The 20,616-nt window shown below is 59.9% G+C and carries 17 protein-coding genes; 15 read left to right on the top strand and 2 right to left on the bottom strand.

The annotated features are described in order from the left end of the window. Positions 1–2,203: copper-translocating P-type ATPase (locus EAO78_RS15250; RefSeq protein ID WP_238987727.1), on the top strand; the 2,203-nt coding region annotated here is incomplete at its 5' end. A 321-nt stretch (positions 2,204–2,524) separates the two neighbouring features. On the opposite strand, the gene EAO78_RS15255 is transcribed toward EAO78_RS15250, so the two are convergent. Together EAO78_RS15255 and EAO78_RS15260 are read right to left on the bottom strand one after the other, a co-directional pair. Continuing rightward, a complete protein-coding gene (locus EAO78_RS15255; RefSeq protein WP_122106696.1) occupies positions 2,525–3,412 on the bottom strand; it encodes a hypothetical protein in 888 nt (295 codons plus the stop codon). A 69-nt stretch (positions 3,413–3,481) separates the two neighbouring features. Beyond that, a complete protein-coding gene (locus EAO78_RS15260) occupies positions 3,482–3,778 on the bottom strand; it encodes a helix-turn-helix transcriptional regulator (protein ID WP_122106697.1) in 297 nt (98 codons plus the stop codon). A gap of 137 nt (positions 3,779–3,915) precedes the next feature. On the opposite strand from EAO78_RS15260, the gene EAO78_RS15265 reads away from it, so the two are divergent. The 14 genes from EAO78_RS15265 (at position 3,916) to EAO78_RS15330 (ending at position 20,614) form a co-directional block, all read left to right on the top strand. Continuing rightward, positions 3,916–4,083 (top strand): DUF1931 domain-containing protein, encoded by a 168-nt coding sequence (locus tag EAO78_RS15265; RefSeq protein WP_122106698.1) that lies wholly within the window; start codon positions 3,916–3,918, stop codon positions 4,081–4,083. 71 nt (positions 4,084–4,154) lie between these two features. Beyond that, the gene (locus EAO78_RS15270; protein WP_049987858.1) at positions 4,155–4,715 is read left to right on the top strand and encodes a TATA-box-binding protein; all 561 of its coding nucleotides are present in this window, start codon (positions 4,155–4,157) and stop codon (positions 4,713–4,715) included. Between the two features lie 85 nt (positions 4,716–4,800). Continuing rightward, a complete protein-coding gene (gene xseA / locus EAO78_RS15275; RefSeq protein WP_122106699.1) occupies positions 4,801–5,844 on the top strand; it encodes an exodeoxyribonuclease VII large subunit in 1,044 nt (347 codons plus the stop codon). Positions 5,845–5,846: 2 nt separating this feature from the next. Further along, the gene (gene xseB, locus EAO78_RS15280; protein ID WP_049987856.1) at positions 5,847–6,029 is read left to right on the top strand and encodes an exodeoxyribonuclease VII small subunit; all 183 of its coding nucleotides are present in this window, start codon (positions 5,847–5,849) and stop codon (positions 6,027–6,029) included. A gap of 202 nt (positions 6,030–6,231) precedes the next feature. Beyond that, entirely contained in the window at positions 6,232–6,480 is a 249-nt protein-coding gene (locus tag EAO78_RS15285) for a hypothetical protein (protein WP_049987855.1), read from the top strand. Positions 6,481–6,486: 6 nt separating this feature from the next. After that, entirely contained in the window at positions 6,487–6,909 is a 423-nt protein-coding gene (locus EAO78_RS15290; protein WP_122106700.1) for a hypothetical protein, read from the top strand. 28 nt (positions 6,910–6,937) lie between these two features. Continuing rightward, complete coding sequence (locus EAO78_RS15295; RefSeq protein WP_122106701.1) at positions 6,938–8,674, top strand: hypothetical protein; 1,737 nt, start codon at positions 6,938–6,940, stop codon at positions 8,672–8,674. Between the two features lie 3 nt (positions 8,675–8,677). Further along, entirely contained in the window at positions 8,678–9,514 is an 837-nt protein-coding gene (locus EAO78_RS15300) for a hypothetical protein (protein ID WP_122106702.1), read from the top strand. A 2-nt stretch (positions 9,515–9,516) separates the two neighbouring features. Then, a complete protein-coding gene (locus EAO78_RS15305; RefSeq protein WP_122106703.1) occupies positions 9,517–10,632 on the top strand; it encodes a hypothetical protein in 1,116 nt (371 codons plus the stop codon). Positions 10,633–10,634: 2 nt separating this feature from the next. Then, the gene (locus EAO78_RS15310; protein WP_122106704.1) at positions 10,635–11,756 is read left to right on the top strand and encodes a hypothetical protein; all 1,122 of its coding nucleotides are present in this window, start codon (positions 10,635–10,637) and stop codon (positions 11,754–11,756) included. Then, the gene (locus EAO78_RS15315; RefSeq protein WP_122106705.1) at positions 11,749–13,956 is read left to right on the top strand and encodes a VirB4 family type IV secretion system protein; all 2,208 of its coding nucleotides are present in this window, start codon (positions 11,749–11,751) and stop codon (positions 13,954–13,956) included. Before EAO78_RS15310 ends, EAO78_RS15315 begins: the two co-directional genes overlap by 8 nt. Beyond that, positions 13,922–18,259, top strand: coding sequence for a primase-like DNA-binding domain-containing protein (locus tag EAO78_RS15320; protein ID WP_122106706.1), 4,338 nt, complete (start codon positions 13,922–13,924; stop codon positions 18,257–18,259). Before EAO78_RS15315 ends, EAO78_RS15320 begins: the two co-directional genes overlap by 35 nt. A gap of 351 nt (positions 18,260–18,610) precedes the next feature. Next, positions 18,611–19,867: a phage NrS-1 polymerase family protein gene (locus EAO78_RS18270; protein WP_203227905.1), complete on the top strand. Its 1,257-nt coding sequence runs from the start codon at positions 18,611–18,613 to the stop codon at positions 19,865–19,867. 213 nt (positions 19,868–20,080) lie between these two features. Then, positions 20,081–20,614, top strand: a complete 534-nt coding sequence (locus EAO78_RS15330; protein WP_122106707.1) for a DUF7342 family protein — start codon at positions 20,081–20,083, stop codon at positions 20,612–20,614. Positions 20,615–20,616: the final 2 nt, after the last annotated feature.

Raw genomic sequence — 20,616 nt, forward strand, 5'->3', positions numbered from 1 at the left:
CGGCGAGCAGGATGAATCGGACGCCGAGTCGGACGAGCAGCGGGTAGAACAGGAGCTACTGGAAGAAGAGGCACACCCTGCTGCGGAGAGTGAGACTGTGCTCGACGAGCAGCACGAGCACGCTGGGCACGAGGGCGAAGGACACGACCACGGTTCCCATGAGGGCCACGGTGAGGGGCATGGCGGGATGCACGAGGGCCACGAGCAGATGTTCCGCCGGCGCTTCTTCGTCTCGACGCTCCTGTCGATCCCAGTCCTGCTATACAGCGAAATGCTGCAGGAGTGGCTCGGGTTCTCCGTCCCCGCGTTCCCGGGCAGCGAGTGGATCAACCCCGTCTTCGCGGTCATCGTCTTCGCGTACGGTGGGATGCCGTTCCTCCAGATGGCGGTACCGGAGCTGAAAGATCGGTCGCCGGGGATGATGACGCTCATCTCGATGGCGATCACCGTCGCGTTCGTCTACAGCCTCGCGAGCGTGGTCTTCCCGACGCAGTCGGCGTTCTTCTGGGAACTCGTCACCCTGATCGACATTATGCTGCTGGGGCACTGGATCGAGATGCGGTCGGTGCGACGGGCCTCGAGTGCGGTCGACGAACTGGCGAAGCTGATGCCGGACACCGCCGAGCGGATTACCGACGGCGGCGACACTGAGGAGGTCCCGGTGAGTGAACTCTCCGAGGGCGACCTCGTACTCGTCCGGCCGGGCGCAAGTGTCCCTGCTGACGGCACCGTCGAGGAAGGTGATTCGGACGTCAACGAGTCGATGATCACTGGCGAGTCCAAGCCCGTCTCGAAGGAGCCTGGCGACGAGGTCATCGGCGGCACCATCAACGGCGATGGTAGTCTCCGCGTGCGCGTCGGTGCGACGGGCGAGGAGACGACGCTCGCGGGAATCATGCGCCTCGTCGAGGAAGCCCAGCAGAGCAAATCCAAGACACAGGTACTGGCCGACAGAGCGGCAGGCTGGCTGTTCTACGTCGCCCTCGCGGCGGCAGTCGTGACAGCAATCGCGTGGACGCTCGCGGTCTCATTCGACGCAACGGTCATCGAGCGCGTCGTCACAGTGCTCGTCATCGCCTGCCCGCACGCACTCGGGCTCGCCATCCCCCTAGTGGTCGCAATCAACACGTCATTGGCGGCTCGCAACGGGATGCTGGTCCGGGACCGTATCGCGATGGAGGAGGCGCGGAACCTGGACGCCATCATCTTCGACAAGACGGGGACGCTCACCGAAGGCGAACACGGCGTCGTCGACATGGCGACCGTCGAGGGCGTGGAAGAGGACGACGCTCTCGCGCTGGCAGCAGCCGTCGAAAGCGACTCCGAACACATGATCGCGCGAGCCATACGCGAGGCCGCCGACGAGCAGGACCTCACCGCACCTGACGCGACCGACTTCGAGGCGATCAAAGGCCGGGGCGTCCGTGCGAACGTCGACGGAAATGAGGTGTACGTCGGCGGGCCAAACCTGTTAACCCAACTCGATAGCGAGATACCCGACCATCTCCGCCGCTTCGCTGACGAGGCGGGACAGAACGCTCAGACGGTGGTATACCTTGTTCGTGAAGGCGAGCTGATTGCCGCGTTCGCGATGGCTGACGTAATCCGTGAGGAGAGTTTCCGCGTCGTCGACGCGCTCCACGATCTAGGCATCGAGGTGGCGATGTTGACTGGGGACTCCCAGGATGTCGCCAACGCCGTCGCCGACGAACTGGGCATCGACACGGTGTTCGCGGAGGTCCTCCCCGAGGATAAGGACGAGAAAGTCCAGGAACTCCAAGACCAAGGGAAGCTCGTGGGGATGGTCGGCGATGGTGTGAACGACGCGCCGGCGCTGACGCGGGCCGACGTCGGTATCGCGATCGGGAGCGGCACCGACGTCGCCGTCCAGTCGGCGGACGTCATCCTCGTCCAGAACAACCCGATGGACGTCGTTCGGCTCGTGAAACTCAGCAAGGCGAGCTACCGGAAGATGCAGGAGAACATCGTCTGGGCGGCCGGCTACAACGTGTTCGCGATTCCGCTCGCAGCAGGCGTCTTGGCACCGATCGGGATTCTGCTCTCCCCCGCTGTGGGTGCGCTCCTGATGTCGTTGAGTACGGTCATCGTCGCCATCAACGCACAGTTGCTCCGACGCGTGGACCTGTCCATCCCCGAGCTTCCAAGCGGGACACCAGCGACCGACGCACAACCTGCAGACTGAAACGCTCTCGATCGCTTCGGAGCTACTTTCAATTGAGTTCGGTTGATGGACAGCAAATGGCGACACTGCGTAATTTCGGTGGGTATCGCTACGCGGTCACCGATTCCACAGTTTTCCCGAGGGGTACGTAGTTCGGTATACACAGACGCTTCCTCTGATGGGCGACATTGTTGCGCCAGCACTAGGTTTATACCGTTAGACGGACTTCATTCCGATATGAGCCTCGAAGAGACGGTTGACTACCTCGCCGAGGAACTCGACCTCGAGCGAAGTGAACACGTCCGTGAGGTTGGTCAGTCGGTCGCCGAGCTTCGCGACTGATCAAAACATTTCTCTGAAGTCTCGTTCGACCAGTCCGTTCTCCAGATACGTGATGAACTCTTGTTTCGTTGGTCCTTGACGGTCAAGTAGATCGTCCCGTCCTGCTCGTTCGAGAACTGCCTGCGCGAAGTCCGTACAGTGAGATTCGTGCTGCCCAGCATACTCTGTGAGGGCTTCTCGCCAGTGCATATCCAGCTCGAACTCGGCTAATCGGATTTGGATCCCATCTTTCCGTTCGACGAGGTCGACGTCCAGCTCTTCGAGTTGCTTGAAACGGAGGTTGTTTCGGCGGACAGTAATGAGCCGCTTGGAATCGACGATATAGGGATCGACCCACTCTCGCCAGGAATCGTCGTCGACGTGCGTTCGTGGCATCTCAAAATCCGGGTCCACACTCTCAATACAGAACTGCAGCATCGCGATGCCAGTTCGATGATTCGCATTCGGGAGGGAATGTCGGAGAATCAAATTCGACATCACCTCTCCAGCGACGTTCGGAAGTGAGGCTCCCCAGGATACGTGATCAAGTGCCTGCTGGATCTTTTGTGGTTCGAACTCCTTGTAAAGCCGAAACTCATCCTCATCTCGAACATCGACAGCAGCTTCGAGCAATTCCACTAACCGGAAAGCGACAACTTGCCCAGGACGGGGGAGGTCACGAATACGGTCGCTCAGCCATTCCTGATCAAAGTCAATATCTTGGGCTGATTCAATCTCTGAATCGCCCTCGTAGAGCACATATACCGGTGTTTCGAAGGGGTACCCGATGAGTTTTGTCGACTCGTCGGATTGCTCTCGCTGAGATTGGATTTCTGTAACCGATGCCGAGCTATATTTGAGTGAGAAATTCTCGGCCTGTGGGTGGTGATAGAAGACGAGCCGAGCCATCTCACTCGATCTTCGTGGGGAATCGGTAAAGCAGTCTTGCTTCTTCTATCGTAATCTACTGACTTGGCTCTATGTCGCCGTGGCTACTTGCTCATCCTCAAGATACTGATTTTCCCACTCTCGTCGTGCCTTGATCTCCCGTAGTCCACGTTTCGTGACCGTGTACACGTTTGTCCGTTTGTCGAGCTCTCCTTTTTCAAGAAGGCCTTTGTCGACGAGGTCGTCGAGATTCGGATAGAGCCGCCCGTGATTGATCTCTTGCTCGTAGTAGTCGTCAAGTTCATCCTTGACTGCGAGCCCGTGTGGCTCCTCGAGCCCGGCAATCACGTACAAGATGTCCCGCTGGAACCCAGTTAAATCGTGCATCCGTCTGTTCCCCTACTTTTGACGGGTCGCATATGTGCTCTCTGGTGCGCGTAGGCGGATTATCAGCTCCTATTAGCCAGATTCTTGCGTGAAAAGTTCGAACATTTATATGGTAAACAAGAGAAGTTCGCGATGGAATGTCTGACCTAATCGTCAAAGCAGCCGTGAAGGACGCACTCTCGGACCAGAACGTCTCGGCAGATTTCTACGACGCCCTCGACGAAGAGGTCGCCGACCTGCTCGACGACGCCGCAAAGCGTGCTGAGGCCAACGACCGGAAGACGGTCCAGCCCCGCGACCTCTAATTCGGAAGGTACCACACCGACGCTCGAAGTCACTCCCCGTTTTAAGGGGGTTGTGACTGGAAGGTACTCCTATGAGTGTCACAGCCGAATCAATTCAAGTCGAGAATGTGGTCGCGTCGTCCGATATCGGTCAAGAACTCGATCTGGAAACGCTTTCTGAGGATTTAGGAGCCACCGACTACGATCCCGATAACTTCCCTGGACTCGTATATCGGATGCACGATCCTAAAGCCGCAGCGCTCATTTTCCGCTCGGGGAAAGTCGTCTGTACGGGTGCAAAAAGCGTCGACGATGTGACGACTGCGTTGGAATACGTCTTCGACGAGCTCCGTGAATTGGGTGTCGATGTCGCTACCTCTCCAGATATCGAAATCCAGAATATTGTCTCAAGTGGGGACCTCGACCACACACTCAATTTGAATGCGATTGCGATCGGCCTAGGTCTCGAACACATCGAATACGAACCAGAGCAGTTCCCGGGGCTCGTCTACCGGCTTGACGACCCGGACGTCGTCGCACTCCTCTTCGGGAGTGGAAAGCTCGTCATCACGGGCGGAAAACAGCTTGACGATGCTGAACAAGCGCTTACAGTGATCGAAAACCGGCTCACTGACCTCGGGTTACTGGAGTAATTCAACGACACAGAACAGTTGGCAGGGTACACTGGCACTGGTGAGTACATTTTTGAATCTGCTCTCCCCGTGTTAAGTTAGTGCGATGGCTGATGCCGAACGGGAGGTAGATGATGTCCTGTCCGGGAATGTTCTTTCAGTCCAAGAGCTGAACGACCGAATTGCATCGGTCGTCCAGGACACGCCTGCCCTCAACGGCGTCCGCTGTATTGGCGAGGTCACGGATCTCCATCAGAACAGTACCGCCCTCTATTTCACCCTGACTGACGGCGACGCCGAGCTTCCCTGTATGCTCTGGGCGAACCGCTATCAGAAGATGGACGCTGACCTCGAGGACGGGACCGAGGTCATCCTCGAAGGCGATATCGACTACTGGACAGAGGGCGGGAAAATCGACCTCAAGCCGTGGGAGGTGATCGTCGTCGGCGACGGCGATCAAGCAGCTGCCGTCGAGCGACTACGAAGCGAACTCGAAGAGCGTGGCTGGTTCGACGACGAGCAGAAACAGCGCCCGCCGGCGTTCCCAGAGCGGGTTGGGGTCGTAACCTCCCTCCGTGGCGATGCCCGTTATGACATCCAGAACGCGATCCACGAACAGGACCCTACCGTCGACATCCTGGTGAAGGACGCCACCGTCCAAGGGTCGGAGGCGCCCACATCCATCGCGAACGGCATCCACCATCTGGACCGCTCCGAGGAAGTCGACTCGATCATCGTCGGCCGTGGCGGCGGGAGTGATTCGAACCTCCAGGCGTTCAACACCGAGCGGGTCGCGGAAGCTATCTTCACCGCGAACACCCCGACCGTCACGGCGATCGGGCATACTGACGACCGGTTAATCGCAGATCAGGTCGCAGATGTGGCAACGATCACGCCGACGGCCGCTGGCGAGTATATCGTGAATTCCCGCGAGGAGTTCTTCGCGGGCGAGGTCAAGCCGCTGGCACAGCAACTCGACGCTGCGTACGAAACCTTCCAGCAAGAGCTCGAACATGAACGGGAGCTTGCCGAAGCAGTCGACGAGGCGGCCGTACCCGAGGGCCTCCCGCCGGTCTATTACAAGGCCGCAATCGCTGTGCTGTTGTTGCTGTTGTTGGCTATCACTGGGCTTTGGTTGGGGGTGATCTGAGCGTGGCAAACGACCAAGAGATTCACGACCGGCTGACCCGTGTCGAAGAAATCATTGAGCAGCTCGATGCGGATGAGTGTGATCTCGATGAAGGGACAAGGCTCCACGAGGAGGGTCAGGAACGCTTGGCCGAGGTACGAGAAATCCTTGACAACGGGCGTGGAGAGGTCGTGGAACTCGAGTAGAGGCCATCCTAACCTTAACCAACAGACAACGGAATCTAGCCCCATTGTTGGTTAACCGTACCCTTGCGAGGTGAACGAGCTATCCGGTTATAATTTACTTTAGATTTTTGCGCCAGTTGGTGGCCAGAAAGCATATACCGATCTTCTAGCTATCGCACCACCATGGACCGGGGCTCAACCGGTGCATACCCACCCCGCACATATGATCACACGGGCAGTCACCATCGAAGACATCGATGACCTGTACCTGACGTGGAACAGCCATATCAACGGGTCCGCCCTCTACCGCCGCGCCCTCCGAGATGAGATGGAGCTTCGCGACGTTGACCCTGACGAGCTTCGAGATCTCTTCGAACGGGCTCGCGAACAGGGCTACACGAAAGACGAGATCGTCGACGAGACCAACCGCTACGCTGATCTGAAAGCACTCGTCGACGACGCAGAGGAGTAACCCGCTATGTCACAGGACAATACGCCCTCCGAGACGGCTTCGAATCGCCCCGACAGCCAGTCCACGGCATCGAGTAGGCTTCCCAGGCAAGCTATGTTCATCGTCGTCGCCCTGAGCCTGTTCGCTGTGGAACCCGCCGCCGCACAGACGAATGCCGTCTGTAGTGCGGACAACCTTCCCAGCATGATCGAGGGTTTCTTCCAGCTTACCACGGCGCTGGGCATTGTCGGCCTCGCAGTCGTGTGGCAGGCTGACTCCCTTATCGAGATGTTCACGATCACGCCCGAGCAGAAGAAGGGCCTCAAGCGGCACAAACGGTCGGCGATGAAGTCCGCGGTCGTCCTCGTCGCCCTCGGCCCACTCTACACCGTCGCTGGGTCGATGATGAACCTCCCGCTGGCGCAGTGCGTCGACCTCGCCCCCTGGTAGGCGACTACCACCCCCGTCGCGAGCCCCCATGAAACAACGAGAGCTCTCCGTGCTAATGGCCGCCCTGTTCGTGACGAGCCTAGTCACTGGTCTCGTCACTGCAAGCCCGCCACGGCCAGGCACGGAGGGGAATGGACTCACTGAGAATGAATCAGCGACGCTGTGGTCTCGTGACGCGGACAACTACATCACCCAGGAGGAGTACCAGCAGCGCTACGGCGAGAGCCGGACCGCGATGCACCAACTCGCAAACGGGACAGACATCACGTTCACGCGCCCGCCGGCGACAGCTGCAACGTGGACGCGAAACGATTTCGCTGATCTCGAACCCGGTGGGTCGGATACGTCCGTGCATCCGCGCCACGCGCCGCTCGAAAATGGGGTATTCATCGAGGACGCTCACGCCACAGTGTTCGCAGTGCAGCCGTCGACGCGAGGTCACTTGGAGTCGGGTGAAACCCCGCTCTATATTGCACCGAACGGCACGATGCGTGGGTTCGTTGACTATCGTGTTCGCGTCCCGAACGGAAGTTCTTCAGGGAACACGACGATCGAGTGGTCGCTCGCGAACAACGAGGTCGAGGAGGTTCGATTGCAGAAGGACGGCGAAACCATCGTCGAACGTGATGGCTCGCACACGCCGGCCCTCGACTACCAAATCGAGGATGACTGGAGTGCAAACCTCACGCTCGAAGCCGAGATCAGCGTCCGGTTGAAGAAGACCACGCGAATCGACCGAGGCGACGAGACCGATGTCGAGGTCACGTATCGTACCGAGTCGCTCAACGTCTCGGACTCGATCGCCGTCGAGATCTACGACCTCTCGGCGTACCCCTACTACGCCGAGTATCCCAATGGTGACGCCGGTGTGGCTATCTTCCAGTCCAGACCGTGGCAGGGGTACACGCTGACGGAGAATGGAAGCGCACGAGTGCGTGGCGTCTGGCGGTTCTACACCGCTCGGAACACCAACTGGGATACACTCGTCAGGTCGAACCGGACTGACAGCGCCACCGTCGAGTCTGACGCGATTCCTGTGTACGTCCACGCGTATCCGTCGCGAATCGGCCCGCGTGCTGAACCAGTTCGCGATGGCCCAGAGATCATCGACACCTGGGGCACTGACCGACCGTCTCCGGACGGAACGCTCGGTGAGAACATCAACATCGACATCGTCAACCAGTCGTACACGACAACGTACGGTGTTGCGGTTCGCGCGGAGACCGTCGACCGCAACGCGCTCCAGGTAGCGGGGATCGTACGGGGTGTGAACGCCTCGATTGTGGCACCTGACGCTGGCTCTGAGCGGCAGCTCCGGCGCAGTAATTTGACTGTTGAGGTGCTCCAGCAGAACGAAAGTCAGGCCACACTCCGCATCGAACTCCGGGATAACGAGACCGGCGCACCAATCGTGCTCAGCGATCCCGACCGACGATATCCAATCGGTGGGAACACTCGCAACGGGTACATCACCGTCGCGGAGCAACGCGTCGAGACCAACGCCTCCGGGGTGGCGATCGTGACGATCGACGAGCCGGGCATCTACACGGCTCGGTACCATCCGGGTTCGTGGCTCGGGCACGACCCCGCGTATGTGAGTGCGACGGCAACTGCTCGGTGGCATCCGCTCGGCACCATCGACGGTTGGTTCGCATTCATTTTCGAGGTCGGCTGGCAGCTCATCCCGTTTCTTGTGATGTTCTACGCTGGCAAGCGGCTCCTCCGAATGCTCGGTCCAGAAGACATCTTCCAACGGAACCCATAGTCCATGACTAGAAACCACCCACACATCAGTCGGCGAACCGCCCTCCGAACTGTCGCAGGTGCTGCCCTCATGAGCGTCGCTGGCTGTCTGAACGACAATGGCGGTTCTGGGACGCCTGGTGACGGAACGACCTCTCCAGATGGTAACGGCCCACTCACGCGTATCGCTGTCGAGGGGACAACACTCGTCGTCGAACTCTCCGGAGAGGCCGACATCGACCAAGTCAATCTTATCCAACCGAACGGCGAGCTATTCGGGAAGCGTGACGTAGCCGCAGGTGCTCAGCAGGTCTCATTCGAGATTGGCACCGCGTATGCGCCCGGTGAGTACCGCGTACTCGCGTTGAAAGGCGAGGAGACAGTAGTTGAGACCACGACTGAACTCCGTCCAGAGATTCAGATACAGGATGTTGGACTCTATCGGAATAATCCAGATAAGCCGTGGGACGAAGTCTATGGTGAGAGCGAGACAGACCGGATCAAGAATGGCGAGGCATTCGTCACGGTAGAGAACACAGGAAGCGGTCCGGAAGCGATAACTGAACTAATCTTCTCCGGGGACGTTCCCAATCCAATTGAGAACCCCAGAGGCAGTGGAATGCACGAAACCGACCGGGTAGTAGTCTCCCCTGGCGAGACGGCCGACCTGTTCAGTAATTCGTTCCCGTTCGGTTCTGAGAGTGAGGACGGAATGGGGTGTTCCCCAGATGGTAACAGCGGGCAGTTCACGGTTATCGTCGAGACTCAAGTCAGTGGCAATCGGGTCACGAGTACCTACGATGTCCAGTATTCCGGGTCTGACGAGATGACTGACTGTGAGGTCACGATCACGGAGGCCTGACGATGGTTGATCTCATTGACGTCGTCCTTGAGGGTATCAAAGGCGTCGTTGATTGGTTCATCGGGCTGTTCATGGACGGTCTCAGGTCGGGGTATGAGACTCTGACTGAGGGGATGTTCGGAACCCCGACCCCAGAGACGAACGGAGCATTTGTCTTCGGTGAACCAACCAACGCACCCTGGCCAGCGATTCACGATGCTCTCATCGGCGGCGAAATCATGCTGATTGCCCTTTTGCTCCTTGTAATGAGTGTTCAGGGCCGTCACACGGTTCGGATCTTCAATATTGGAAGTACCTACGAAGCCCGAAAAACGAAGAAGACGGCCTGGGTCGGGGCCTTTCTAATCATTACGTGGTATTGGGTTGGAACTCTTACGCTCTACCTCGTCGACGGGTTCACCATTGCACTGATGCCGGAGCTTTCCTCCGTAGCCTCGGCAATGCTTCAGTTCTTGGGTGCAGCCATCACAAACCCAGGGCTGGGGCTATTGTTCGCCGTGATTGGTGGAATCTCAATGTGGGCGTTGGAGGCGCTGTTCTACATCCGGATGATCCTGCTCTATGTCTACCTGTACGGAATGCCGATTGCATTTGCACTAGCCTACGGAAATATTCCGGTCGTATCCGATATCGCAATGGGATTCTGCAAACGGTTTGTCCCGTTGGCTGTCCTCCCGCTTCCCGCAGCGATGGTTCTCAAGGGATACGACTTGATCTACTCCGGTGGGACGCTCACACCAGGAACAGCGTTCCTCAAATATCTCGTCGCTGCGTCCCTCCCACTGGTCGCACTCTACATCACGTGGAAGACGTTCAAATACGCGACCCCGTTGACGGCCAAAGTCGTCGGCGGTGCAACGAAAGGCGCAGCACTCGTTGGCGGTGTCGCCGCTGGAGCCTACGTCGGTGGCGCCGGCGTCGCGACGACCGCCGCTCGGTGGGGGCCGAAAGCCGCCGCTGGCCACGCCGTCGCGCAAAAAGCGGCTGCCCGCGGTGGTCATGGAGGAGACGATGGCGGGACGCCATCGTACCGTCGAACAGAGAATGACCCTGGTGGAGCGACAGCCGAATCGGCGAGTGACGACCGTGGGATGGAGTTTGATCGAGGAATCCACTAACAATGTCAGCAGATCAAGACGCGGCCGCACGGCGCATCATGGATCAGTTCGGCGAGGAGAGTCGCATCCCGTATCTCAATATCGAGGAAGGAGACGTCGGCATGCTCATCGCCTTCCCCATTATTGGGCTGTTTATCGCTGGCCTCACCGGGATCGAGTCGCTTGCCCTCCCGTTCGTCGCTGGCGGGCTTGGCTTTGGCGTCGCCGTCATCTACGTCTCACCAACCCACCTGAACGCCTGGACGTGGACCAAAGACGTCTACCGCTACCTCAAACGGCCTCAGGTCACGTTCAGTGCGCCCGCCGACGCCGACACGAGTACCAACGAGTCAGAGCGGAACCAGGGCGGACTCGCGAACTACACGCCATTCAAGCCCGACGAGCGAACGCAAGACCTCACGAACATCAAGCGGGCGTGGCCGGGCGCTGGTGCTATCCAGCGTGAAGACGGCGCGATGGAGGCGTTTATCGAGATCGATCCGGCCAACATGGACTTTGCGATGTCCGACGACTGGGCGCAGCTCCAGGATGCTGGCGAAGAGTTCGCTAACAAAGAGCTGGACTCGAAGCTCAAACTCCACGCCACAACCTGTTCATTTCCGGTCGAGCAGATCACCGAGACCATTGAGGAGCGCCTCACTGACGAAGACGTCACGGAGAACCCGATTTTCCGGGAACTCCTCGAAGAGTACCGGGAGACACGGCCGAAGGAGATGCGTGACCGGGGCATCCAGCAGGTCCGGTACTACATCGGCGTTGAAGTTAGCCCGATAGAGGTCTACGACCGCTTCCGCGACGAGGGCACCCCCGCCGAGAAGCTGACCCAGTTCCCGGTCATCGGCTTCCTGTTCAACCCCTTTGTTACCCGCCGCGAGGACCTTACTGACGTCGAGCGCCGCGCGCAGATGTTCGAGAAGCTCGACAGTCGCGTGAACGACGTTCGATCCGAGTTCATCCAGCAGGCGTCTGGATGGTCCGCACGCCGCCTCAGCACGGTCGAGTTGTTCGTTCTGAATATGGACTTCTGGAACGGTCGCGAACACGACTACGACGAGGCGGAACGTGTCGTTCGAGACCAATCGATCATCGGCCACTCGCGCCGGGAGGATCCACACGATGCGTAATGTGATCCTCCAGACTGGTGGTGGTGCGCTTGGCTCCGTCGTCGGGTGGCTCCAGAACCTGACGCCAGCAGAGAGTGCAGTACTTGCCCTTGTGATGGGTCTCGGCCTTGGCGTCGGCAGTAAGTACCTCTGGGACCGCGTCACTGCGGATGATGAACCAGACGTGGACTTCACCGATGTCCTCGACGAGGAGACACTCGAAGAAGGCGAGGCCGAACGCAAGCTCCTCGACGACATCTCCGAGTCACACAAGACAGTGACCGCACCCGGAGCTGTCGAGTGGGAAACGCGAGCCGCACGGGTCGGCGAGCAGTGGACGACGACGCTGTACATCGCTAACTATGCCGACTATCCCAACGATGGGTATCTGAGCGACCTCTTCGAGATGACCGATGTCCAGTTCGATCTGACGGCCCACATCACGCCGAAGAATCAGGAGCGTGCCCGGAACGAACTGCAGGACATCGCTGACGACCTTCAGGTGGATGCTGACCTCGAACAGAGTATCCGGAGCGCGTATCTCCAAGAGCGCGCCAACGAGGCCGCAGCGACGTACAAGGCCGTCGAGAACGGCGCGAACGTCTTCGACCAGGGGATGTTCATCACGGTTAGAGCCGACGAGAAAGACAAGCTCAGAGATGCCGTCCAGACGGTCAAGAGCGCGCTCCGCGACGACCCGGCGAACCTCACGCCGAAGACGGCTATCTGTCGGCAGGATCTCGCTCTCCAGTCCGCCGCGCCCATCGGCGACAACAAGTTCGGCCGGACGTCGATCGCGCTCGGCGGCGCCGTCGGCGCGTTGCTGTCCTCGCCGCACAACGCGACGATTCTCGAGGAGGGCGGCGTCGAGTTCGGGATTCACAAGGACAACCAGAGCCCCGTGGTCATCGACCCGTTCGCCCGGGACAACGGGTACGCGATGTTCACCGTGGGCGATACCGGCTCGGGGAAGTCGTTCAGTTCCAAGCAGAACTTCATCCGCTCCATCGAGCAGAGCAAGGACCGTATCGGCATCATCCTCGAGCCGCTGAATAACTGGGCCGGCGTCTCAGAGGCACTCGACGCCAAGCGAATCACCGTCGGTGGGACGCTCGGCCTGAACCCCTTGGAGATCCGCGAGACGCCCGAACACGTCCAGCGCGCGATGGGCGAGGACGCGAGTCCGTTCAACGAGAAGCTCGACGACGCGATGAGCTTCCTCACGAACTTCTTCGCTCTCCGCGGCATCTCGCTGGGCGACCGCCGGACAACGCTCGAACTCGGGCTCAAGCGGGCGTACAAGCGCCAGGGCATCACCGACGACATCTCGACGCACGACAATCCGAGTCCGACCATCCGCGAGATGATGGACGTCTTCGAGGATATGGTCGACGACCCTGAGGAGTTCGTCGTTCGGTCCGACGAAGAGGCAGGGAAGATCAAAGAGGACGCGACGTGGCTGCTCGATCAGCTCCGCCCCTTCGAGGACGACGGTCGCCACGCCAACCTCGGCCAGGAGTCCGACTTCGACATTCGGGACGAGAAGGTCATCTACCTCGACCTCGCTCAGCAGGAGGGCAGCGTCGACAGCAGCACGGCACTGACGATGCAGTTGCTGATCTCGCTGGTGTACGAGCGGGCGAAGGTCTCGGAGAAGGAGGTCGTGTTCTACATCGACGAGGCGCGCTACATCATGCAGGACGCCGCGAGTCTGGCGTTCCTCGAGACGGTGTTCCGGCACCACCGCCACCACGACCTCTCGATCCGGCTGGTCACCCAGACCGTCGACGAGTTCTTCGAGCACGCCGAATCTGAGGCCATCCTGGACCAGTGTGCGGTCAAGCAGTTCCACCGCCTCGACGGGATGGATGATGAGTGGGCCGACGAGTTCGGGCTGAACTACGCACAGATGCGGTTCGTCCAAGACGCCGTCCCCGGCAACGAGGACGCCGGCTTCTCCGAGGCCCTCGTGGGCGTCGACGGCGAATGGCGTGGGATCCAGGTCAAAGCGATGCCCAAGGAGAAGCAGGTCATCGACTTCGAGCCAACCGAGCAACGGCGAGACTCACTCCCGGGGACTGGTGAGAATGCTGTGGACGCGGAGGTGCAGGCGTTCCAAGACGATATTGAAAGCCGAACGACCGACAACGGACAACGCCCACCTGAGCAGACGCCAGCAGAGACTGATGGTGGCGCAGCGGGAGGTGACGACGATGCGTGAGTACCTTCGCGTGACGCCAACCTCCGAACGGCTCAATTCGGAGCGTCTGCCGCAGGCACTGGAGAGCCTCCACAAACTGACCTCAACGGACTCGGCAGGGCTAGCTGACAAACTCAATCCGCTACATAGCGACACACCGCTACGATTCGAGTTCCTCGCGCTCAGCGAGGGGAAAGATGACCCCGTCGAATTCTACTACGGTGCCGACGACCATCTGGATACCCTTGAGAAACGGCTCCGGTCGGTCTATCCCGAGACGTTCGACATCGAGCGTACCGAGGTCGATATCGCATCCCGACTCGTACAGCCTGTCGAATTCGATCGCGAGACATTCGTCGAGCACTATGACTCAGGCGAGCTCACGTACGAGTTCGGCCCTGACGAGCAATACGAGTGTGGTACTGACGACAACAGTCAAGCGGGGCCAGGGGACGCCGAATCAGTCGCGGATGGAGGGACGGTCGGCGACCAGTCTCCCGACCACTTCATCGAGATCGGTGATACTGCCCTCGAACTCGCCCCACCAGATGCGATTCCCGAGGATGAGCCACTCACGACGCTTGCCAAACCAACGGTAACATCGGAGGGGACGATACTCGCCCGGCCAGCGACCGAGACCGTCTCCCCACTCGGCGTGCGGTGGCAGGGGTCGGCGACCCGGAAGCAGGACTGGATGACCTCACTCTCGCCATTTACTGCCAACGACGAAGCGGAGCTCCCAGCCGTCGATCAGCCAGGAGGTGCGCTCGCGTCGCTCGTCGACCACCTGATGGAGGCGACAGCACCAGTAGCGTTCCAAGTCGTCTTCCAACGACGCGAGAGCTGGCAGTCCGATGCCGACCTTCGCAAGGAGGACGTCATCGACGGACGGGACACACTCGCCCAGGAGATTATTGGCTCCCTCTTCGAACTCGATGATCAACCGGAGAGTCGGGATAGAAACCAGCTGAGCGACGCGGTTGCAAAACGTGTCGCGGCAATCGAGGCGAAAAATCCGAAGCGGTCGTTCACCGCGAACATCCGCGCAATCGGGATTCCATCCGGTAGTGACGGTCGCGATGATCTCGATGAGCGGATGCAATCACTGGTCCCGGTATTCGACCCGCTTGACGGGCCGTACTATGAGGTGGAGGCCGAACGGTTGCGCGACAGCGGCTTGCGGGCAGCCACGAAAGAACGGAATGCACGAGCGGCGCTGCAGCGGCTCTTGGATCGTGAGATCACGACCGGCCGTGGGAAGAGCCGACCGGAGTTCGTCCTGAGCGGCCGAGAACTCGCGCACTTCGTCCTCGTCCCCTCCTCGGAACAGCTTACTGTCGAAGGGGCACGGGGGACGCGTGCGGAACAGCAGAGTCGGAATCCGTTGCCCCGTCCGCACCAGGACCTCATGCGTGAGTTCCGAGACGGGATGGCAATCGGGTATGCTCTCGACGACACTGGCGAGGCCGAAGACGTGCCGACACACATTCCACCCGGACTGCTGCCCACTCATTACGGCCGGTTCGGAACAACCGGCTCTGGGAAGTCGAAAGCCCTCATCAACGATATGCTGTCGCTGTACGACAACACCGAGGGGCCGACGATCCTCATCATCCCGAAGAACGACGATATGGCCCAGAATTACATGCGGGCTCACGCGCGTCGGTTCGGAATGACCGACCTCGAAGAGAACGTCGTCCACTTCCCGATTCCGGACGTCCTCCCCGGGTTCTCGTTTTTCGATCTCGAACCGTCGATGGAGAGCGGACGACACCGCGAAGACGCCGTCCAACGGAAGGCCGACCACTACGAAGAGATTTTGAAGCTCGTGATGGGAACCGACCGCTACGAGCGGGCGACTGTGGCCCCGACTCTCATCAAGACACTCATCAAGGCCATGTTCGACGAGGAATACGGCCGTGAGAACGGGCTCTACCGAGCGTCGACGGACTACTTCGCCCACCGACAGCTCGAACACGTCGTCGACCAGCTCTGGGAGGCCGGGCCACCGAACGAGAACATCGCCGACGCCCCACGGTCGAGCGACGAGGAAGTCACGCGGACGATTCGACGGCAGCTCCAGTTAGATTCGAACACCTTCGCGAACGTGATGGGTGGTGTCGGAAACCGCCTTGCGTACATCTCACAGGATACGCACCTGCGGCAGATCTTCAACAATACCGAGAACCAGTTTGACTTTCGGGATGTCCTCGACGAGGATACGGTCATCCTCTTCGACCTCGGAGACCTCCGCGACGACGCCGCCCGGATTATGACCGGTGTGATCCTGACCAATCTCGATGCAGCCCTCAAGGACCACAAACAGGCCCTCTCCCAGCACCCGGACGACTACGTCGTGAACTTGCTCGTCGACGAGGCAGCATCGGTTGTGGTCTCCGACATCATGAATGATCTCCTCGAGAAAGGCCGGGGATTCCGGCTCTCTGTTGGCCTGTCGATGCAGTTCCCCGAACAGATGGAGGCTGAAGGTGGGCGGAAGATCTACCTGAATGCTCTGAACAACATCGGCAGTTCACTCATCGGGAAAATCAACGTCGACCGGGAACTGGCGCGAGCGATGGCCCACGAAGAGATGGACCCCGCGGATTTCGCCAATCGGATTCGTTCGTTGCCACGAGGGGAGTGGATCGCCAGCTTGCCAAGCCCGACGTTCGGTGAAACGGGGCCGTATCCGTTCAGTCTCGAACCACTCCCGATTCCACCGGGCCACCCCGAGAGTGAATCGCCCCTCACAGCGCGTGAAGAGGAGCAGTTCACTGAGACGCTCTCCTCGATGCACGAGCACATCAGTGACGAACACGGCGTGCCGGCTGCAACAGACGCCTCAACAACGAGAACACCGACCGACGGACACGAGGTGCTCGATATCGGGACCGATGACCTGGACGTCGCGATTGCGAAGGTGGTTCGGAGTCTGCAGCTTCGAGAGGGGTGCCGCGAGGAGAACGGCTGGGTGGCCGTTGAAGCAGTTGACGACGAACTCAGACGACTCTTTGACGACGTCGACGCCGAGCCGCCATCGTATGATGCACTCGCGGATATTCGAGAACGATCACGATACCTCGATACGACCGTCGATATCGACGCCGACGAGCTCCGCATCCGGCTCACTGAATCCGGAGAAAAGGTCGCGAGGCCCGATACTGGTGACGTGCAGGCCGCCGGTGGGAGTGCCCACGACGCAGCACTCCGCCAGATCGAAGAAGAACTCACTGCACTCGGTTTCACCGTCTCGATTCTCGCACAGGATGGCAGCGAGAAACCTGACGCGAGGGCGAGCCACCCCGACGTTGCCGATCGATTCGCCATCGAAGTCGAAACGACGACACCCGAGAATCCCGCGAAGGTACTCACGAATCTCCGGAAGGCCCAAGACGAAGGGGATATCCCGCTGTTTGTCGTTCGACCAGGAAACGACGAAACTGAGTGGGCCGAGCGCGTTGACGGCATTCTCACACCACCCGTCCGTACCCTCCAGAATGGTGAGACCCGGTTCTACACGACTGACTCGAATCTCACGTTCAACGGTGGAGCGACCGAAGAAGGTGGAGTGACGGCCGTGCGACCGGCGACCGACGACGAGAACGGGACCCAGAACATCTGGCAGCGTGATGGCGACGAGATCGTCCTTCGTGATACCAGCGGGACGGAACACATCCGCCTCCCGTCGCTTGGAACACTCTCGAAAGATCGTGTTCCAGCCATCTACAGCTACGACCACGCTGCCGACGAGTACGTCGTATACGAGCACGGTGAGCAACACATCTACGAGACGAAATCGGCGTTCGAGGACGACTGGGTACGTGTCAAGAAGCCATTCGTCCCCGAAGCCGACCTCCCCGTACCAGACTACACACGTTCGACGTACGGCATCCTTATCCTTCACGATGAGGCGAAATCGGTCGTGTATGAAGACGGTGAGAAGCGGCCACTCTCGGCAATCACTGACGGGGCATTCCGTCCCGCATCGCCTGAATCAGCGGCCGCTGACGAACCACCCAGTCAGACCGACCAGGCCGATGAGACAGTCGAGGAAGACCAATCGCCACCGTCGTTCGAAGCGTTTGTCGACGAATATCTCGTCGAAGACGCGGATGAAGCCGTGCCGAAAGACGATGTATTCGGTCTCTACAACGACTGGGCAGAGGCACACGGCATCGACGATCCGCTGAATAAGAGCTGGTTCACCCGGAAGCTCAACACCCACATCAAGGTGGACTCCACGAAGAAGCGAATCGACGGGGAACCCGTCCCGCATTACACTGGTGTCCGCATCCGGTCTGAAGAGGACTTTCAGCCATGAAATGGACGTACACGGTCCAATTCCCGATATCATCGGGACTTCTTGAGACCTGTTCCACCCAAGCTGAATCATGACCTCATCCAATCAAACTCGAAGGTCGGAAATCACCCGACTGCGGCATGTTCCACCCAAATCTTCAATGGGTGGAACAGCTACGAAACGGCCGAAATGGGTGGAACACGCTCACGTCCAGCGATTTTTAACCTGCTATAGCGGGTGTTCCACCCAACAACCAACTAGGATAGAACGGGGGGTCCCCGTTGGGACCAAGGGATTGGATCGCGACGTACAGCAGAGAGCGTTCTGTGCTGGCTCAGAGCCAGTGAGAGCTATGCGAGGTGCTACGTGAGGATGAGTGAACCTATGATCGACGAGCCGGAGGCGATTCCGGAGACGTTACGCGAACGCGACCAGTGGGTGTGCTGGCGGGAGAAGGAGCGGGACGGCAAACCGACGAAGATTCCGGTGACACCAGGGGCTGGGGGGTTCGCGTCAGCAACCGAGTCGGAGACTTGGTCAAGTTTCGAGGCAGCACTCGACTACACCGAGACGGAGCACGCCGATGGCGTCGGGTTCGTGTTTACCGACGACGACCCCATCGTCGGCGTCGACTTGGACGACTGCCGTGATCCCGAGACAGATGACGTCGACGACGCAGCGCTGGACATCATCGAACGGCTCGACTCCTATACGGAGGTGTCACCATCCGGCACCGGCTATCACGTCCTGATCACCGGCACACTCCCAGACGGGCGGAACCGTCGCGGGAGCGTCGAACTGTACGACACGGCACGCTTTTTCACCGTCACTGGCGATCACGTCGAGCGGACACCAACGTGCGTCGCACGCCGGCAGGACGCGCTCACAGCGATTCACCGTGAGTACGTCCAGGAGGCCGGTGACACAGCCTCCGAGTCCAAGCAGCATGAGGCCGCTGACGACGAGTCACCGACGACCGGTGCAGCCGACGTTGACGTCGACCTCAAAGACGAGGACCTCCTCGAGAAAGCGCGAAACGCATCGAACGGCGAGAAGTTCGAGCGGCTCTGGAACGGGAACACAGCCGGCTACGACAGTCAGTCCGAGGCCGACATGGCGCTGTGTTGTTTGCTGGCGTTCTGGACCGGCGGCGACCAGTCCCAAATGGAGCAGCTGTTCCGCCAGTCGGGACTCCACCGCGAGAAGTGGGACGAGGTCCACTACGCTGACGGGTCGACGTACGGCGAGAAGACCATCGAGCGAGCGATTGCGACCACGTCGGAGTTCTACGACCCGGACGCCGGCGGCGATACTGAAGATTCTCACGACCCACCTGACGGGGTCGCAACTGGCGGGACGCCTGACGAGGCAGACCGGAGTCGTGCGTATCTGGCGGAGAAAAACCGCTTGTTGAGCGAGCGCGTCGACGAACTCGAGGCAACACTTGAACAGAAGACTGAGCGGATCGAGACCCTCGAAACAGAGATCGAGCGCCTCACCGACGAACTCGCAGCCCGTGACAGGGAAACTGAGCAGTCCCACGAGGAAGGCTCCGGTACTGCGAGCGAGACCACTGATGACCCAGAGCCAGCCTCTCTGTTGAGTCGATTCTTCGGTGGCCAATCTTAGTAGCGGCGCCGCTTCACCGCCATCCGAAAAGCTCTCCCTCGAGCATTCTGTTTCCGTAAGCCAAGATGGTTAACCAACAAACTCGCCATATCACGCTATTTGTTGGTTAACTACGCTCAATCTCGCCACAAAACGGGGGCTACCGCAGGATACTGCAGTCAGGAAACTATTCCCCGAAGTAAGAACTATATCTTTCGCGCTGCAATCCTGAATATGTCCGAGACAGACGCCCCCGATGGGCCGCCCCTCTTCGAGGAGCCGTTCAGCAGCGACGACGTCGAACAGCGCATCTACGGCACCATCCTGCAGACCCGCGAGCCGACGACGGCGAGCGCGATCGCCGACAGCGCCGACTGTGACCCCAAGACCGCCCGGAAGTATCTGGGGTGGTTCGACGACCTCGGCATCGTCACCCGACACGATGGCCATCCAGCCACCTACGAGCGCAACGACGCGTACTTCGAGTGGCGACGCACCAACCAGCTCGCAGCCGACCATTCCGTCGAGGACCTGCAGGATCGCGTTCGTGAGCTGACGACGCGCATCACCGAGTATGAAGAGACGTACGACGCCGCGTCACCGGCCGCCGTCGATGCCGTCGCCGCCGCGGAGGGCAGCGACGAGCGGACCATCGACGACGTGTACAGCGACCTCGGCGACTGGGCGACCGCCCGCGAGGAGCGAGACCGCTACGAACGCGCACGCCAGCAACGCACGGGTGGCGAGCGCGAACAGGCATCCGGGTAGCC

The organism is Halobellus captivus (assembly GCF_003697845.1).
Classification (GTDB): Archaea; Halobacteriota; Halobacteria; order Halobacteriales; family Haloferacaceae; genus Halorubrum; species Halorubrum glutamatedens.

Coding starts and splice junctions, on each gene's coding strand:
- EAO78_RS15255 (WP_122106696.1), bottom strand. CDS start 3,412: ATGGCTCGGCTCGTCTTCTATCACCACCCACAGGCCGAGAATTTCTCA.
- EAO78_RS15260 (WP_122106697.1), bottom strand. CDS start 3,778: ATGCACGATTTAACTGGGTTCCAGCGGGACATCTTGTACGTGATTGCC.
- EAO78_RS15265 (WP_122106698.1), top strand. CDS start 3,916: ATGTCTGACCTAATCGTCAAAGCAGCCGTGAAGGACGCACTCTCGGAC.
- EAO78_RS15270 (WP_049987858.1), top strand. CDS start 4,155: ATGAGTGTCACAGCCGAATCAATTCAAGTCGAGAATGTGGTCGCGTCG.
- xseA (WP_122106699.1), top strand. CDS start 4,801: ATGGCTGATGCCGAACGGGAGGTAGATGATGTCCTGTCCGGGAATGTT.
- EAO78_RS15285 (WP_049987855.1), top strand. CDS start 6,232: ATGATCACACGGGCAGTCACCATCGAAGACATCGATGACCTGTACCTG.
- EAO78_RS15290 (WP_122106700.1), top strand. CDS start 6,487: ATGTCACAGGACAATACGCCCTCCGAGACGGCTTCGAATCGCCCCGAC.
- EAO78_RS15295 (WP_122106701.1), top strand. CDS start 6,938: ATGAAACAACGAGAGCTCTCCGTGCTAATGGCCGCCCTGTTCGTGACG.
- EAO78_RS15300 (WP_122106702.1), top strand. CDS start 8,678: ATGACTAGAAACCACCCACACATCAGTCGGCGAACCGCCCTCCGAACT.
- EAO78_RS15305 (WP_122106703.1), top strand. CDS start 9,517: ATGGTTGATCTCATTGACGTCGTCCTTGAGGGTATCAAAGGCGTCGTT.
- EAO78_RS15310 (WP_122106704.1), top strand. CDS start 10,635: ATGTCAGCAGATCAAGACGCGGCCGCACGGCGCATCATGGATCAGTTC.
- EAO78_RS15315 (WP_122106705.1), top strand. CDS start 11,749: ATGCGTAATGTGATCCTCCAGACTGGTGGTGGTGCGCTTGGCTCCGTC.
- EAO78_RS15320 (WP_122106706.1), top strand. CDS start 13,922: ATGGTGGCGCAGCGGGAGGTGACGACGATGCGTGAGTACCTTCGCGTG.
- EAO78_RS18270 (WP_203227905.1), top strand. CDS start 18,611: ATGAGTGAACCTATGATCGACGAGCCGGAGGCGATTCCGGAGACGTTA.
- EAO78_RS15330 (WP_122106707.1), top strand. CDS start 20,081: ATGTCCGAGACAGACGCCCCCGATGGGCCGCCCCTCTTCGAGGAGCCG.